The sequence below is a fragment of the Sphingobacterium psychroaquaticum genome (assembly GCF_900177625.1).
In the GTDB taxonomy this organism is placed as follows: Bacteria; Bacteroidota; Bacteroidia; order Sphingobacteriales; family Sphingobacteriaceae; genus Sphingobacterium; species Sphingobacterium psychroaquaticum.
Genome location: NZ_FXAU01000001.1, coordinates 886,680 through 902,261, shown reverse-complemented (window position 1 = coordinate 902,261; position 15,582 = coordinate 886,680). Strand labels below are relative to the sequence as shown.

Below are 15,582 nucleotides of genomic sequence, written 5' to 3'. Positions count from 1 at the left end.
CGTAGCTTTGTAACCATGCAAAAGAAATATGCCATCATCGTTGCCGGCGGCACAGGAAGCCGAATGGGAAACAACCTTCCGAAACAGTTTCAGCTGCTTGCGGAACGCCCTATATTGATGCATACCTTAGCAAAATTTTCTGATAGTGCAGATGCTCCTGAGTTAATCGTTGTACTTAACAGTAGCATGATAAACTACTGGTATGATGAATGTAAGAAATATTCATTTACAGTAAAACATCACATTGTGGAGGGGGGCGAAACACGTTTCCAAAGTGTTCAGAATGGGGTTAACTATATCGCAGAAATGGAGCCCGCCGCTGATAGCCTGGTTGCCATCCACGATGCCGCACGCCCCTTGATTTCATCGGAATTAATAGATGAAGCCTACACAAAGACAGCAGTTTTAGGAGCTACAGTCGTTGCGCTTGCCAGCACAAATTCGGTACGTTACGGCACCGAAGCATCCAATAAAGCCGTCGACCGTTCGCAAGTGTGGATCGTCCAAACACCACAAACATTTCGATGGTCCATCCTGTCAGAAGCATTCACGCAAGAAGAGCAACCGTTTTTTACCGATGACGCGAGCGTTGTCGAGCAGCTGGATATCCCTATCCATATTGTTCCCGGCGAACAACAGAACATCAAGATTACCTACCCCGAAGATCTAAAGATCGCTGAGATGTTGATCGCTCGAGAGTGAGGAAGAGGTGAAGGTGTAAAGAAGTAAAGGGGGTTAAGACGGTAAAGCAGTAAAGATCTACCAACTACCAACTAAAATCACCAACAAAGCCTTGTGGCTCTACAAACTACAATCTACGCACTACGAACTACAATATCTACCAACTAAACAAAAAAAGGGATCCAAGCCTTGCCTGAATCCCTACCAACCATTTTACGTTGGTGACTAACCAGAATTATTACAAAAAGTATCTTTTTACGGAACGAGCACTGCACGTCCTTTTATTTTTCCTTTAGCAAGCTTATCATACACCTCCACGGCTTGTTCCATCGGGTATTTCTCGATATCAATTTTGATTTTCCCCTGACGCGCCAAAGCGATGACTTCTAGGAGTTCTGTTCGTGCGCCCCAATACGGTGTACTGATTCGCGTACCGTATGGCACAGCGGCAGCATGGAAATCCAGGTGTCCACCGCCTAAACCTACAATCGTCAGGTCACCATCTAAGCCAACCACTTGGTGACCAATAGTTACCGTTGGACCAACGCCAACAAAATCGAGCACTACAGCAGCCTTCTTTATGCCTGTGATTGCTTTGATTTGACTTACGACATCTTTATCCGTCGTATTAACCACATAATCCGCCCCATGTTTCTTGGCTAAATCTAATTTATCACTCGATATATCGCCAGCAATAATTGTTGCTGCTGTAGTGGCCTTAAGAATTTGTAAAGCAACATGCCCCAAACCACCGATTCCGAACACCACCACAAATGCATCTGAAGTCAGTTTATCTTTGGAGCGACGAATCGCAGCATACGGAGTTAAAGCGGCATCAGTTAGCGGAGCCGCGATGACAGGATCTAGATCGCCAATGGGCGCCAATAACCTCGACGAAGGAACCAACATATATTCGGCCATTCCACCGTCAAGCCCTAACCCACCGCCAAACGCGTTTTCACTTTGGTGATCGCAATAATTTTCTCTCGACTCCTGACAAGGCTTGCAATGGCCACATCCCCACGGACCATAGACCAACACAGCCTCCCCTTTCTTTAAGCCCTTAACGCCATCTCCCATCGCTTCAATCCATCCCGCGTTTTCATGCCCCAACGTAAAGGTTGCCGGATTCGGCCCTAAAATACCATCGTGAATAATATGTAAATCAGAATGACAAACACCCGCACCACCAATTCTTAGAAGAACCTCGTCTCCTTTTGGTGTTGGTTTTTCGACTTCTTCAATGCGTACATCATTTGTACCGTGGAATCTTACTGCTTTCATTTTAAATCGTTTTTAATTAACTACCTCAACTATTATAATAACGTCTATCCGACGAAAAACAGTATAAATTACCGTTAAAGGCAGTAATTATTTCTAGTAGCAACTAAACTAAAAACAGAAGAAAAGAGGAATTGTTTTCTTTAAAAGAAATAAAATAAAAATTCAAGATAAAAACACTTACAAATCGAGCACAAGCTGATCATAAGCGACATAAATCCCTTCGGGTAAGGATTCTTCGATTTCGGTATGTGTTCCAAAGCGATGGCTGATATGCGTCAAATAGGTACGCTTAGCTTTCACTTCCCCCGCAAAAGCAATAGCTTCATCACGTGTAAAATGTGAAATATGCGGTTCATGTTGTAAGGCATTCACCACCAGCACCTCCACGCCTTCCAATAAAGCCATAGTCTCCGCAGATACGGTCTTAGCATCGGTAATATAAGCGAATGTACCGATCCGGAACCCCATTACCTGCATCCGATAATGCAACACCTCAAACGGCATGATTTCCTGATTTCCAATAACAAAAGAAACACCAGGTTCAATCTCCCTTAGCTCTAATTGGGGCACTCCAGGATACTTAAAAAGGGTAAAGGCATAATAAAACTCTCGCTTCAAGGCATCATGTGTTTCTGGTGTACCATAAATAGGAATCACCTCCTTTTGCACATAATTAAAGGCACGCACATCATCCAAGCCAGCGATATGATCTTTGTGGGAATGTGTCATCAATACAGCATCCAGGTGCTTTACACCGGCACGTAACATCTGGTACCGAAAATCAGGTCCCGTATCCACCACAAGGACAGTGTCATCAAACTCGATCAACACCGAAGTGCGCAACCGTTTATCGCGGGAATCCGTCGACGTACATACGTGACAAGAGCAAGCAATAACCGGAACCCCTTGCGAAGTACCTGTACCTAAAAAAGTAACCTTCAAAACTATTCCTCTAATTTTTTAACAACCTTGTAGAACTCTCGTTTTTTATCATCCAGCAAGCTTAGATCAATCTCCATTTCTTGCAACAGCTGAATCAGGGAATGTATCCGGACCTCTAAGGTCGAAAACTTATTCACCATAATCACCTTTGTATTCTGTATCAAACAAGCACCCGTCCGAAATGATCCTTTCTCATAGCGTAGCTTATAGCCCAGATCATTAAATATATCCTCCAGCTTGCCTAAATTATATTGCGTAAATGAAATCACGTTTCTTATTTTTTGAACAAAATATAAAACTTTACACGATTATAAAAATCCTGTCTATTTATCTTTTCAACACTATTTTTTCCCATGCATTGGTTAAGAACCCCGTACCGTAGGCAATCAATTGTGTATAAGCAGCTACGACAGCTAACAGCGCCACATCAAGGCGTTTCGTAGTTGTCCATGCGTGCAAGAACAAGCCCATCGTATACAAGGTCAAAAATAACCCACCCATGGAAGCCAAGCTGTTCACTACGATGCATGCACCATGCGTAGCCACGTTAATTAAAACAAGCAGCAAGAGCCCGACCAATCCGAGCACAAAAACAGCGGGCAGGGCATGCACAGGCTTCAGCTCCTTTGGAAATAATTTAAAGATATCGATCCGTCCTTTTCCAAACGCATTCGTTTGCTTGTAGAATTGTTGAAAATTAGCCCTTCGTTTATGATATACATACGCTTCCGGAATTAGACCAACCCGAAAGCCTGATTCAATAATCCGAATACTAAATTCAATATCCTCCGACCGTCTAGAAAGCTTAAATCCTTTCGTCTGTTCATACACGGCACGTGATATCCCCATATTAAAGCTTCGCGGATGAAACTGTCCGACATGCTTCTTATTTCCTCGGATACCGCCTGTGGTGAACGGGCTCGTCATAGAATACGAAATAGCCTTTTGAATCGGCGTAAAAGATTCATGTGCCGCATCCGGCCCGCCGAATGCATCCCAGTTATCACGCTTAAGCCCATTGACCACCTGAAGTAAATAATCTTCCGGCACCAAAATATCGGAATCAAATACGATGAAGAAATCTCCCTTAGCACGCGCGAAACCATAATTGCGGGCAAAGCCTTGCCCTTCATTCGGTTTTACATAATACTGCACATCCAACCGATCCTGATAGCTCTTTACGATATCTGCAGCGGGCGCCGTGGATCCATCTTCCACAATAATAACCTCAAAATCAGTATACACCTGCAGCGTCAAAGAATCCAACAATTCTTTAATCTCCTGCGGTCTATTATAGAGCGGAATGATTATAGAAAAGAACATCTATATCACTTTGGCTATATGGTACTTATTTCTATCCGCTGAATTCCGGGATACCAACTCGGCAATAAAACCTGTCAGAAACAGTTGCGTACCAATTAAGATCGCCACCAAAGAAAGGTAGAATAACGGTTGATCGGTCACATTACGATATGGTGTACCATTGGCAATGCTCATCAATTTTTCAAAGATCAGAAATAAGGTAATGAAGAAACCGATGACAAAGCTTATCGAGCCGATCGCCCCAAAGAAGTGCATCGGACGCTTACCAAATTTACCAACAAAAAAGATCGACATTAAGTCCAAGAACCCCTTTACAAAGCGGCCGGCACCGAATTTCGTCGTTCCGTACTTACGCGGATAATGCTGTACAATTTGCTCTTGGATATTCGTAAATCCAGCCCATTTGGCCAACACAGGGATATAACGGTGCATTTCACCATATACCTCAATACTCTTCACAACATCCTTCTTATATGCCTTCAGTCCACAGTTGAAATCATGTAGGTTATGAATACCGGACATGCTGCGTGTTGCCGCATTAAACAATTTAGTCGGGATCGTTTTCGTCAACGGATCATAACGCTTCTGTTTCCAGCCCGACACCAAGTCTGCCCCTTTGTTCATCACCCGATCATATAATTCCGGAATTTCATCCGGGCTATCCTGTAGATCGGCATCCATGGTAATCACGACATCTCCCTCGGCGATATTAAAGCCCACATTCAATGCCGCAGATTTACCGTAATTACGTCTGAATTTAACGGCGCTAATCTGTTCGTGTTGTGTTTTGAGCTTTTCGATAACCGACCAAGAAGTATCCGTACTTCCGTCGTCAACCAACACAATCTCGTATGAAAAATTATGCTGATTCATCACACGGCGAATCCAATCTGTTAATTCTGGTAAAGACTCCTCTTCATTGTATAAAGGAATGACAACCGATATATCCATATATAGTATTAAAAAACAAGATTGTCACTGGTAGGTATTGCATCACCTCCATTTCGGAAGATCCACCACCCCGTGACAATCCTATCTACATTATTTATCTGTATTAAATATTTTCTTGCTCTATCGAGGTCGTCCCATCGACATTACGCTTCACTTTTAAGAAAGCAGGCTTTTCACGTTTCAAAATTGCAGCTAATATCAGTGCAAAAACGAAATACATGATCAAATTTACGCCTAATCCCTTTAGGGTTTGTCCCACAGAAAATGTACGCAATTCGTCTCTTGTTTTCTCGAGGTCCGCCACTTGTTTATCGATCAGGTCCTCTCCTGCTCCCATGCTTTCCATTGTTTCGATCGTCAGGTTGATCGTCTTATCAAAAACCACTTGCTGTGGTTCAGGAACGATCACATTAAATACTGCAGAACCGATACTGGAGATGATAACAGCAATAGCAAGCATCGTAAAGATTCCTTTAAGCGCCTGACTGAAAGTCCAGAAGCCACCAGCTACCGTACGCAGTAGCACCGAAAAATATGCTGTTAACGCAATCATAACAACCAAACTGGTACCACCGGCAATCATCGAGATCATTTTAAAATCCGAACTGCTTACAAGCAGGTACATCGATACAATGCTCACCACAAGGGAAATAATCCCTAAATAAACACCATACTTAATACCTTCTTTTTTAACAGCTTCTGCTGCGAACTCCTCGTTAAAATCCTGATTCATAAATTAGTTATTTATTAAAGTTTACAATAATTTGGTATGTAGCTAAATCTAAAGCACGGTTTTGCGATGCTTTTACAAATTCATCAAACTGTGCGTCTGTAGGTTTTTGCTCATTAAAGAAACTCATAACCGGGTAAAACAACTCCTTCATATCATCATTAAAAGACAGACTCTCCGCCACCTTACTAATTTCCGGATATGTGCTGTCTACCAATATCTGGTTAGCGATAACCGTTTCATAAATATTATACTCGTCTTGGAACTCATCCTCTTCAACCAGCAAAAATTCCTTCAAGTAATCATCCAATGACGGTTCGATTTCATCATCAGCGCACTCTCGAAGATACAAAAAGATATTTAACAATTCGGTACCGCGATCGATCGTATCCTCCTCAATAGCTTCCCACTCTGGAGAATCGAGGTAATCCTCTTCCAACTTCTGCACATCTTCAGCAAAGAAGTTAATCATTAACAAATCAAAGTATATTTCGCGTAGTTCCTCAAATTGCTGGTGATCGTCAAACACCGCGTCAAGAGCTGCTACTTTATCGACAAAAGGTTTATCCAACTCGAAAGCTTTCGCTAATTCGGTAGAGAATGCCGCGCCATCAATTTGCTCTGTTTTGGCATAAGCCTGAATTCCTGCATTAAATGCTAACTTTACTTTACCTTCCATAACTTATTTATTTTCTATCAGTTGATTATTATTGACAACAGCGAGAACCTTTCCCGTCAGCTCTTGACCCATCACTGGGCTGTTGGCAGATTTTGATTTATTTGAAGCCGCATTGAACACCCACTTCTCCGTCGTACTGAACACTACTAGATTAGCTGGTTCACCGACTGTTAGTGTAGGCACCTCACGTTTTAGTACAGCACGCGGACCAATAACAAGCTTCGACACAATCTCTTCGTCCGTTAACCCCGCACGCAGCAAGAAAGGTAATACGGTCTGAAAACCGATAATACCATCTTTCGCTATATGGAATTCTACATCTTTAAACTCGATTTCCTGTGGTGTATGTTGCGATACCACCGCATCGATCGTTCCATCACGTAGCCCTTTCAACAACGCTTTTACATCCTTTTTAGTACGCAACGGAGGATTTACTTTATAGTTGCTATCAAAGGTGACCACCTCATCGTCCGTGAACACTAAATTATGTGCTGCCACATCACAGGTAACCTGGATACCTTTTGCTTTCGCCTTTTTGATAAGCTCCAGAGATTCAGTAGTTGAAATAGTCGTGAAGTGAATAGGCGCTTCATTATACTCGGCTAGGAAAAGATCCCGCGACACCATTAATGATTCCGCAAGATTCGGTTTCCCTTTCATACCCAGGTATGTGCTCATCACCCCTTCATTCATCTGATTTCCGCCCGCAATAGATTCATCCTCCGCAAAAGAGATAATCAACCCATCAAAACCTTTCGCATACAGCAAGGCACGTCCCATTAATCCCGCTTGTTGTACACTGTGGTTACCATCACAAAAAGCAACCGCGCCTACCGTTTTCATATCATACAGCTCAGCCAGCTCTTTACCTTCACGTTTCTTACTCACCGAACCCACTGGGTATACATTAACTAGATTCCCTTTCGCCGCATTCACCACCAATGCCACTTCCGAACGGCTTTGTAGTGCCGGATTGGTGTTTGGATGAATAGCAACCTCCGTAAAGCCTCCCGCTGCTGCCGCGCGCGTTCCAGTAGAGATATCCTCCTTAGTTTCCAAACCAGGCTCGCCAAAGTTACTGTTCAAATCAAAGAAACCTGCCGAAACAACAGCGTTCTTTGCATCGACCACCTGAACGTCCTTACCTTTCGGGGTGATGCTTTTAGCGATCTCACGGATACTGCCGTTCTCAATCAGCATGTCAACAATTTGTCCATCATGTTGATGCCCTGGCAAAACCAGTTTGGCCGCAGAAATCAATATATCACTCATGTATATTATATAAATATTTTAAAAACAATGAATTACAATCTATTATACCCTTATCAAGGAAGTTAAAATGATAAGATGGAGCTGTGTTATTACGAAACAGGTTCTGCTTTTTTTCTAGCGAAAAATCAATACTATATTGAACACAAGCAACCAATTTGGAGAACTGTCTCATTAAAGTACAAATTTAGAAAAATTTACCTTTTCTCACAAGTGTTTAATTTAGATTAAACCGCTACTCGCCCCACTTAAAGCTATCGACGTGGATATCACAAAGAGAAAGCACCCGATCCACCACCGTAGCCGCTAAATCCTCAAAGCTTTGGGGTAGACTGTAGAAGGACGGACTGGCCGGACAGATGATCCCTCCTGCTTGTGTTACCAATTGCATATTATTTATATGAATGGTACTTAACGGTGTTTCGCGCGTCACCATAATCAGCTTGCGCCTTTCTTTCAAGATCACATCGGCCGCACGTGTCGTTAAGTCCGAAGAAACCCCATGGGCAATTCGTGCCAGTGTTCCCATCGAAGCAGGCACCACGATCATCGCTTCATAATTAGCCGATCCCGATGCGAAAGGTGCCATAAAATCATTCTTGGAGTAAAAAGTAAAGGGATAATCTTTATACGATTCGTTCTGCAGTTCGAATTTCCACACATCTTTAGCATTGTCAGACATCACGACCGCAACATCCTGAACCTGGTCGGAAAGAAGCATTAACTTATCCAACAACACCTTTGCATATATCGATCCGCTAGCACCCGTAACGGAAACTACGATTTTCTTTTTCTTCTGTACCATATTATACAGGCAAAGCTACTAAAACAGGGCCGAATTAAGGTGTAAAAAAAATAAGGGCCGAATAGAATATCCGACCCTACATCTACCTATGAAAAACATGCCCTTGGGGAGGGCATAACAAAAATAACTTAATTATTAGGATAACCAAATTCTTTTAAGATATTTTTAATTCTTTGTAGTCTATAAACTACACTTATGTCGAAGAAAAATGACATCGTCCATATAAAAAAAAGAATACTGCTATTGAAAATCAAGCGCTTAACTTGTCCACAAATCAAATATTATTAACAATAATAAAAGTTACCGTATTTTTTTATTTAATTCGTGACAAAGATTATGCTGATGAGCTTACTTAAGTTAGAAGAATACATAGAAACGGGAAATCATCATGACCTAGAGATATTATTGGTTAATGCACCCGAGTTATTACGGGAAAAGACAAGCCATGATATTTCGCCGCTACTGCTCGCTTGTTATTACCACAAAGAGCAAGTCATAAAGACCATCCTAAACCACCTGACGACTATTACCGTGCACGAAGCATGCGCGATTGGACTGACGCAACAGGTTGAACTTATGGTACAACAAAAGCCAGACGTAATCGATGAACTATCATCGCACGGTTTTACCCCGCTTGGAATCGCTACTCATTTTGGACAGGAACAGGTGGTTCGTCTTCTTTTGGCGAAACATGCGGATCCAAACATCTCTTCACAGAACGGTTACCATGTTTATCCACTCCATACGGCCATTACCGGTAAGTTTGATACCATCAGTAAAATGCTCGTAGAAGGCGGAGCCGCTGTCAATGTAGTACAAAGCTCTCGTATTACACCTTTGCACCTTGCTGCACAACAAGGAAATATCGAAATGATTATTTTACTGTTGGAGAATGGCGCCGATATCAGTATCAAGACCGACACCGGACTTTATGCAAGTGATCTGGCACAAGAAAAAGGATTTAAAGAGATTGCCGAAATCTTAAAGGTCGTTTAGCGCCTAAATAAAGAAGTCCCGATAGCACAGCGCAAACATTGTTTGTGCGTGCAATAGTGCTGATATACCTGCAATGCCGCTTGCGAATCGGCGGCATTGTGTATGGGTACACCTAGTGCATCAAATGAAGTAGTCACCTTATTTTTCTCTGCCGGCAAATGTGTAAGCCAACCCAATGCTTTGAGACGAAGCGCCTCCTCCCCAACTAGAAGGGCGTAGCTATACATTACCGGAATAAAAGCATTTATAAGAATGTGCGAGGCAAAAGTCTCCGTTAAACCTACGCGATGTACCTTTGTCTCCTTCGCAAATAGAAAATGACTTTGCCAATAAAGATTTACCTTTATTTTTTCGAATAACGAAAATATGTCCTTAGGCTGTTCCGCCGATTTAATCCGTTGAAACCAATATGGAGTTTCTCCATACAGTGCCGCCAGTTGGGCCATACGGATCGTTGGAAAATTAAAAGGACGCATCCGGAGGAACTTCCACTGGAAATGATCGTTATCCGTTAGGTTGTGTAACACCTGCAAATACCCATACTCACGCTGTAACGACAGCAGGTAGCTATCATCCTTAGCCCCTCTCAGCATACCCGCCATTCCAAAAAAATAAGCTTCCAATTTCAGGGGTTCCTGGTGGTATCGTTTCACCAAGTTAAAATTGAGGGCACGTCCAAAATCAAAAAAGGTATCCGCATTGACCTTCATCCCAAAAGCCCGACATACCATAACAAACAACACCCGTTCCCAATCGCCCTGCATCTCCTTGCTTAACGTTTGAATATCGGCCGCCCTTGTTTCGAGGCGCTCCGAGAGTGCGCGATCCAACATCTGTATCCGATAAGGCATTTCTACCGCAGGAAGATGCCGCGCACATGGAATCCAATCGAACCCTTTCATGATATCAGCATACGTATCCAGTAAATGACCATCCACATGCTCCTTTAGGACAAGCGTTGGAATAATCGTACCATCCGCCCGAGTAACGGGCATCGGTTTTTTATACACGACATGCAAGATCACATTATTATAAGCCGGATCCCGATCATGCTGATGACGACGCCAATCTGCGCTGTCCACATGAATTTCAACATGCCCATGCCAATCATAATCATCGATCAGGATATGGCTATGCATAAAATCGGGCCCTGCATTTCTGTTATGCCAACCGGTATGTAATATTTTGATTTTTTCGCCTGTCTGGCTACGTAATTCGAATTGGTTAAAAAGCCTTAATTGCCAGACGAAGTGTAACAACTCTTCTGCAATCATGCTTAAAGATACGAAAAACGTGGCGCCCCTACAACAGCCCTACACTTGCTCCTCCATCCAACGGGATGGCTGCACCGTTTAAAAATGCAGCATAATCGGACGCTAAAAAAGCAACTAAATAGCCATACTCCATCGGATCTCCGAGTCTTTTTACCGGTATCTTAGCAATACGCTCTGCTTTCACCGCATCAAAAGAAACACCGCCCTGTTCTGCCTGCATCTCCATCAGACTGTTTAACCGATCGGTATCAAAAAAGCCGGTAAGCACCGCATTTACGGTAATCCCATCCGGTGCCAGTTCTGTAGAAAGCGATTTTGCCCAGCTCAGGAGCGCTGTACGCATGGTGTTGGAAAGAATCAACATGGGGCTAGGCTCTTTCACCGTCATGGACGATACATTGATAATCCGTCCCCACCCCTGCTGCCGCATATGCGGAATCGCCAACACTGTGGTCCATACCGCATTTTGGAAAAGCAAGTCGAATGCTTGCTGATAGTCGCTTTCTGCCTTGCTAAGCACACCACCTGCCTTCGGTCCCTGCGTATTATTAATTAAGATATCTATATCGTTATGCGCAAAGAAATCTTCAACCGTAGCCTTATAGCCCGCAGGATCTGCAAAGTCCGTCACCAAGTATTGATGCTGCTGCCCCAATGTGGTATCCAACTTAAACAATGTATCCTTCAATTTTTCCTCATTACGCGCCATGAGTGTAACATCCGCGCCACACGCCGCCAAAACCAAGGCTATCGCTTTTCCGATCCCGGAGCTACTCCCCCCAACTAATGCCTTTTTACCTTTTAATGAAATATCCATCATACTATCTTTATTGCGCTATTAAAACCGGAATTTTAACAGCATGTCTTAATTTATTAACTGTTTCTCCAAATACAATATCCTTCCATCCCTTATGCCCATGACTCCCCACGATCAAGAGATCCGCCTGATATTTATGGCATAAATCTTTGATCGCTTTCACCCGATTATTGTAGCCCAGCTCATAACTCACCTCATATCCTCTTGCTACAAAATAGTCCGCATACTGCTTCAATTGCGCCATATCTCCACGTGTCTCGTAATCATCACTTTGATGCCCGATATATTTCACCGCTGCGCTCTCTACAATATGGGTCAGCACCAACTTACTTCGTTGCGCAGGAAGACGCAGCGCTTGGCTGACCACCTTTTCATCAGACTGCGAGAAATCCAGCGCCAGTACCACCGTATTAAATGCCGGTGCTTCATAAAAAACCAAATCTTCAAAAGCCCGGTGCACATCCGCTTTCACGGCCCTTCGTTTCAGGAGCCACGGATAAATCAACGTCATGACCAATAAAACCAGGAGCCCAAAGGCTCCGGCTAAAATAAGGCCATCCAACAGGACACTGGGTGAACTTTTCAACCACCCTTTAGCCTCTTCGTATACCAATTTAAAATTCAACACCGCAATAATTGCAGCAATGAGCCAACTGATTGATTTCTTGAAAAAGCCGATCGCAAATTCGCCCATCTTTTCTTTATCACTTACAAAGTGAATCAAGGGGATAACGGCAAAAGCAAGCTGCATACTCAGCAACACCTGCGAGAAGATAAGCATCTGTCCCACCTCCTTATCGCCATAGATTAGAATCACGATCACCGCCGGGATAATCGCCAGCAAGCGGGTGATCAAGCGTCGGAGCAGCGGACTGATCCGCAAACGGAGGTAACCTTCCATCACAATCTGTCCGGCAAGCGTTCCCGTAATCGTGGAGCTTTGTCCGGCCAAGATCAAAGCAATGGCAAACAATTTAGGAGCCCAAGCGGATCCCAAGGTGGTTCCCAACAGGTGGTAAGCATCTTGCAGTTCGGCCACATCGTGCATTCCCCGTTTATGAAAAACCGCCGCCGCCAAAATAAGGATTGCCGCATTGACAAAAAAAGCCAGATTCAATGCGATGGCACTATCAAAGAAATTATACTTCAAGGCTTTTCGGATCGACGGGGAATCCTTATTAATCTTACGGGTTTGCACCAAGGCAGAGTGGAGATACAAATTGTGCGGCATCACCGTTGCGCCAATAATACCGATAGCGATATAAAGCGCGGCATTATTGGGCAGTGAAGGAATAAAACCTTTCGCCACTTCGCCCAGGTCGGGTTGTGCAAAAAACATCTCTACCAAGAAACACAGGCCAATAACGGTAACCGTCCCAACAATAAAAAGCTCCAACTTACGCATCCCCAACCGTTGCAGGTACAACAAGAGAAACGTATCCACAAAGCTGATCAGCACGCCCCATATAATATCGATCCCGAACAAGAGGTTCAATCCAATTGCCATTCCCAACACCTCCGCCAAATCACAAGCAGCAATCGCAAGTTCGGCCAGCACATACAGCACAAAATTCATCCGCTTGGGATAGATCTCCCGATTACATTGCGCCAAATCCTTTCCCCGCACAATCCCCAATCGGGTGCATAAGCTTTGCAATAAGAGCGCCATCAGATTGCTCATCAACAACACCCACAGCAGTGTATAGCCAAACTGGCTCCCGCCCGCCAGGTCCGTTGCCCAATTCCCCGGATCCATGTATCCGACACTAATCAAGTACGCGGGACCAAAGAAGCTCAGCATGCGCCTGAACTTCGATTTTCCTTTATGCACTTCTACACTTTCATGTACGTCGTCGAGGGATTTATGCGGTTGATTTTCTTGCATGAAGAAAATTAGCATATATCTGAGTAACATCAAAAAAAAAGCGAGATAAAAATCTCGCTTTCTCATTACACCCATTAATATCCCGGGTTTTGGGTAAGCTTGGTATTTCGATTCATCTCGTCCCTATTGAACGAAGAAAAATACATCTTATCTAACCAAACCCTGTTTTCAATCCCCGGGTCAATCGTATTCACCGTATAGTTATACGTATAATTGTCTTTATCATATTTATACACAGAAACCTGTTTCCCGGGCTTCAGCGTACCAAAAATACTTATGATGGTTGCTTTACGTCCGATCGTCTGTCCGGCTATCATCCATCTGCGCGCATCAAAGAAGCGATGCTCTTCATACGCCAACTCCACGCGGCGCTCATTTCTATAGCGTTCCTTCAGCGCCTCACCACTATCCGTAATAGCTGGCATACCCGCACGATACCGTACCTTATTCAACCACGTCTTTGCCTCCGCCTCTTCGCCCAACTCCAAACAAGCTTCTACATAGTTCAACACCGCTTCCGTGTAGCGCAAAACCGGCCATGGAATCCGTTGTCTCGTATTTTGATCCACAATCGCAGGATCCATATCGACAAACTTCTTGTAGTAATACCCGGTATACGACCCGTTCCAATCTTCCACCGGACTATTTCGGGTATCCAAACCATACTGTATTGTTTTGGTTCCCGAACCATTTCCAATTTCATACTGTCCTGTTTGAATCTGGTTATAAGGATCCCGGTTCTTCACATCATCGGTACGTGGTTTCCAGCCGGCGCCATCGTGCAGAATAGTCGCATAAAAACGTGGATCCCGATTTTCATAGGGAGCTGCTTTCTGGGCAGCATTGTTCCAGCTAAACTTAGTGCCATCAGTCAACTCATAGTCATCCACCAACAACTGCGTTGGCGTATTTCCCGCCCAGTTGTGGTAACCGTTCGGACCATTATCACGCCCGACCCAGCCACCACGTTCATCTTTTAGATCAATAAAGAAACGGCCTAAGATAAGATCCCTTTTACCGTCTGCATCAGCCACTTTACTACCGCCACCCATCGCAATGGCATTGTAATTCGCTTGACCAGCGGTAGCAGAAACCGGTCCTGTGAGGTCCAATTTATAAGCGTGCTCTGCATGATCCAACACCAATTTAGCAGCATCCTTTGCCTTTTGCCAACGTTCGCTACGGCTGCCCGAAGGATAGCCGATATATTCCGCCTTCGCATAAGCGGCAATCGTTGGGGACTTCGCCTTTGCCGTTGCATTATCATACAGGTCACTGGCGGCATACGTTAGCACCCGCGCTTTCAGTGCCAATGCGGCCACCTCGTTCGCACGCCCATCCACCTTGGCCATACCTTTAAGGAGCAACGCGGCCGAATCGCAGTCGTTAACGATAAAATCAACACATGCAGCATAAGTCCCCCGTTCCTTTGTATAATCCGTTTCGCCCAGCTTATACACTTGGTTTACCAAAGGTACAGCGCCATAGAAACGTACCAATTGCTGGTAGTAATATGCCCTCAGGAAATACGCTTCCCCCAGCAGCTGCGCAGCACGCGTCGGATTATCAAACTTAGGATTGCGTAAGTTTCCGATTGCAATATTGGTGGCACGGATACGTGTATAAAGATTACCATACTGATATGTGTCCATAATGTAGCCTTGCTCGGCCGGATTAGAACGACTTTCCGTTACCGTATTTATATTTCTTCCCGGGTGTGTAAACAACGCTTCATCCGTCATGGAAGCCATCTGTTGCTCATAGAAACCACCGACCCCAAAGCCATTGTATATGTCAAAAACGAAAGCCTGTGACAACGCAGCATCCTTCCATACCGCTTCATCCGAAGCCTCTCCCAACGGTCGGGTGCTTACAAAATCATCGTTGCAGGAAATCGCAAGCATGCCTATGCTTGCCATACAGATCATATATTTGAGTTTGTTCAT

At 44.1% G+C, this 15,582-nt stretch carries 15 protein-coding genes; 2 read left to right on the top strand and 13 right to left on the bottom strand.

Annotation, left to right across the window (positions count from 1 at the left end; translation table 11 throughout):
• The first annotated feature begins 15 nt into the window (after window positions 1-15).
• Complete coding sequence (locus B9Y69_RS03555; RefSeq protein ID WP_085471610.1) at window positions 16-702, top strand: 2-C-methyl-D-erythritol 4-phosphate cytidylyltransferase; 687 nt, start codon at window positions 16-18, stop codon at window positions 700-702.
• 234 nt (window positions 703-936) lie between these two features.
• Here B9Y69_RS03555 and B9Y69_RS03550 read toward each other — a convergent pair whose 3' ends face one another.
• The 9 genes from B9Y69_RS03550 to B9Y69_RS03505 form a co-directional block, all read right to left on the bottom strand.
• Window positions 937-1,965 (bottom strand): NAD(P)-dependent alcohol dehydrogenase, encoded by a 1,029-nt coding sequence (locus B9Y69_RS03550; protein ID WP_085471609.1) that lies wholly within the window; start codon window positions 1,963-1,965, stop codon window positions 937-939.
• Window positions 1,966-2,142: 177 nt separating this feature from the next.
• Window positions 2,143-2,907: an MBL fold metallo-hydrolase gene (locus B9Y69_RS03545; protein WP_085471608.1), complete on the bottom strand. Its 765-nt coding sequence runs from the start codon at window positions 2,905-2,907 to the stop codon at window positions 2,143-2,145.
• 2 nt (window positions 2,908-2,909) lie between these two features.
• Entirely contained in the window at window positions 2,910-3,176 is a 267-nt protein-coding gene (locus tag B9Y69_RS03540; protein ID WP_085471607.1) for a hypothetical protein, read from the bottom strand.
• Window positions 3,177-3,234: 58 nt separating this feature from the next.
• A complete protein-coding gene (locus B9Y69_RS03535; protein ID WP_085471606.1) occupies window positions 3,235-4,230 on the bottom strand; it encodes a glycosyltransferase in 996 nt (331 codons plus the stop codon).
• The gene (locus B9Y69_RS03530) at window positions 4,231-5,181 is read right to left on the bottom strand and encodes a glycosyltransferase family 2 protein (protein WP_085471605.1); all 951 of its coding nucleotides are present in this window, start codon (window positions 5,179-5,181) and stop codon (window positions 4,231-4,233) included.
• Window positions 5,182-5,284: 103 nt separating this feature from the next.
• Window positions 5,285-5,914 (bottom strand): DUF4199 domain-containing protein, encoded by a 630-nt coding sequence (locus tag B9Y69_RS03525; protein WP_085471604.1) that lies wholly within the window; start codon window positions 5,912-5,914, stop codon window positions 5,285-5,287.
• Window positions 5,915-5,921: 7 nt separating this feature from the next.
• Entirely contained in the window at window positions 5,922-6,590 is a 669-nt protein-coding gene (locus B9Y69_RS03520) for a hypothetical protein (RefSeq protein WP_085471603.1), read from the bottom strand.
• Window positions 6,591-6,593: 3 nt separating this feature from the next.
• Window positions 6,594-7,862 carry a dihydroorotase gene (locus B9Y69_RS03515; RefSeq protein ID WP_085471602.1) on the bottom strand — a complete coding sequence of 423 codons (1,269 nt, stop codon included), beginning with the start codon at window positions 7,860-7,862 and terminating at the stop codon, window positions 6,594-6,596.
• Window positions 7,863-8,094: 232 nt separating this feature from the next.
• Window positions 8,095-8,664, bottom strand: coding sequence for a UbiX family flavin prenyltransferase (locus tag B9Y69_RS03505; protein WP_085471600.1), 570 nt, complete (start codon window positions 8,662-8,664; stop codon window positions 8,095-8,097).
• A 342-nt stretch (window positions 8,665-9,006) separates the two neighbouring features.
• Between B9Y69_RS03505 and B9Y69_RS03500 the strand changes: the two genes are divergently transcribed.
• Entirely contained in the window at window positions 9,007-9,660 is a 654-nt protein-coding gene (locus B9Y69_RS03500; RefSeq protein WP_085471988.1) for an ankyrin repeat domain-containing protein, read from the top strand.
• Here the strand turns inward: B9Y69_RS03500 and B9Y69_RS03495 are convergent.
• The 4 genes from B9Y69_RS03495 to B9Y69_RS03480 all read right to left on the bottom strand — a co-directional run bounded on the left by B9Y69_RS03495 (window position 9,657) and on the right by B9Y69_RS03480 (window position 15,582).
• The gene (locus B9Y69_RS03495) at window positions 9,657-10,934 is read right to left on the bottom strand and encodes a DUF2851 family protein (RefSeq protein WP_085471599.1); all 1,278 of its coding nucleotides are present in this window, start codon (window positions 10,932-10,934) and stop codon (window positions 9,657-9,659) included. The two genes, B9Y69_RS03500 and B9Y69_RS03495, sit on opposite strands and share 4 nt — an antisense overlap.
• A 28-nt stretch (window positions 10,935-10,962) precedes the next feature.
• The gene (locus B9Y69_RS03490) at window positions 10,963-11,754 is read right to left on the bottom strand and encodes an SDR family oxidoreductase (RefSeq protein WP_234991066.1); all 792 of its coding nucleotides are present in this window, start codon (window positions 11,752-11,754) and stop codon (window positions 10,963-10,965) included.
• A 7-nt stretch (window positions 11,755-11,761) separates the two neighbouring features.
• On the bottom strand, window positions 11,762-13,636 hold the full coding sequence (locus B9Y69_RS03485) for an Nramp family divalent metal transporter (RefSeq protein ID WP_085471986.1): 1,875 nt from the start codon (window positions 13,634-13,636) through the stop codon (window positions 11,762-11,764).
• Window positions 13,637-13,710: 74 nt separating this feature from the next.
• The gene (locus B9Y69_RS03480) at window positions 13,711-15,582 is read right to left on the bottom strand and encodes a RagB/SusD family nutrient uptake outer membrane protein (RefSeq protein ID WP_085471598.1); all 1,872 of its coding nucleotides are present in this window, start codon (window positions 15,580-15,582) and stop codon (window positions 13,711-13,713) included.

What these genes read in the sequence shown, in the direction of transcription:
- B9Y69_RS03525 (WP_085471604.1), bottom strand. Translation starts at nt 5,914, where the DNA reads ATGAATCAGGATTTTAACGAGGAGTTCGCAGCAGAAGCTGTTAAAAAA.
- B9Y69_RS03485 (WP_085471986.1), bottom strand. Translation starts at nt 13,636, where the DNA reads ATGCAAGAAAATCAACCGCATAAATCCCTCGACGACGTACATGAAAGT.
- B9Y69_RS03520 (WP_085471603.1), bottom strand. Translation starts at nt 6,590, where the DNA reads ATGGAAGGTAAAGTAAAGTTAGCATTTAATGCAGGAATTCAGGCTTAT.
- B9Y69_RS03515 (WP_085471602.1), bottom strand. Translation starts at nt 7,862, where the DNA reads ATGAGTGATATATTGATTTCTGCGGCCAAACTGGTTTTGCCAGGGCAT.
- B9Y69_RS03490 (WP_234991066.1), bottom strand. Translation starts at nt 11,754, where the DNA reads ATGATGGATATTTCATTAAAAGGTAAAAAGGCATTAGTTGGGGGGAGT.
- B9Y69_RS03530 (WP_085471605.1), bottom strand. Translation starts at nt 5,181, where the DNA reads ATGGATATATCGGTTGTCATTCCTTTATACAATGAAGAGGAGTCTTTA.
- B9Y69_RS03500 (WP_085471988.1), top strand. Translation starts at nt 9,007, where the DNA reads ATGAGCTTACTTAAGTTAGAAGAATACATAGAAACGGGAAATCATCAT.
- B9Y69_RS03495 (WP_085471599.1), bottom strand. Translation starts at nt 10,934, where the DNA reads ATGATTGCAGAAGAGTTGTTACACTTCGTCTGGCAATTAAGGCTTTTT.
- B9Y69_RS03555 (WP_085471610.1), top strand. Translation starts at nt 16, where the DNA reads ATGCAAAAGAAATATGCCATCATCGTTGCCGGCGGCACAGGAAGCCGA.
- B9Y69_RS03505 (WP_085471600.1), bottom strand. Translation starts at nt 8,664, where the DNA reads ATGGTACAGAAGAAAAAGAAAATCGTAGTTTCCGTTACGGGTGCTAGC.
- B9Y69_RS03550 (WP_085471609.1), bottom strand. Translation starts at nt 1,965, where the DNA reads ATGAAAGCAGTAAGATTCCACGGTACAAATGATGTACGCATTGAAGAA.
- B9Y69_RS03480 (WP_085471598.1), bottom strand. Translation starts at nt 15,582, where the DNA reads ATGAACAAACTCAAATATATGATCTGTATGGCAAGCATAGGCATGCTT.
- B9Y69_RS03535 (WP_085471606.1), bottom strand. Translation starts at nt 4,230, where the DNA reads ATGTTCTTTTCTATAATCATTCCGCTCTATAATAGACCGCAGGAGATT.